Origin of the sequence: Psychrobacter sp. PP-21 (assembly GCF_033790785.1) — a bacterium.
Classification (GTDB): Bacteria; Pseudomonadota; Gammaproteobacteria; order Pseudomonadales; family Moraxellaceae; genus Psychrobacter.
Genome location: NZ_JAMYEB010000099.1, coordinates 1 through 410, shown reverse-complemented (window position 1 = coordinate 410; position 410 = coordinate 1). Strand labels below are relative to the sequence as shown.

The 410-nt window shown below is 69.0% G+C and carries 1 protein-coding gene; it reads left to right on the top strand.

Annotation, left to right across the window (positions count from 1 at the left end):
* A partial coding sequence (locus NJD71_RS13745; protein ID WP_319052454.1) for a hypothetical protein occupies positions 1-385 on the top strand: 385 nt, incomplete at its 5' end.
* Between the last annotated feature and the right edge of the window lie 25 nt (positions 386-410).

Below are 410 nucleotides of genomic sequence, written 5' to 3'. Positions count from 1 at the left end.
GGTGAAGGCCCTCGCCGAGCAGACCGCGAAGGCGACCGGGGAGATCAGCGAGCAGGTCGGCGGCATGCAGACGGCGACCGGCGAATCCGTCGCCGCGATCAAGGAGATCGGCGATACGATCGGAAGCCTTTCGGACATCTCGTCCGCGATCGCCGCGGCGGTCGAGGAACAGGGCATGGCGACGCAGGAGATTTCGCGCAACGTTCAGCAGGCCGCGCACGGCACGCAGCAGGTCTCGACGGGCGTCGCCGACGTGCAGCGCGGAGCGTCCGAGACGGGTGTGGCCTCGTCGCAGGTTCTGACGGCGGCCCGGTCGCTGGCGGCCGACAGCGCGAGCCTGAAGCAGAAGGTGAGCGCGTTCATGACCACGGTCCGGGCGGCTTAACGCAACCCATGGGCCTCGCGAAAAC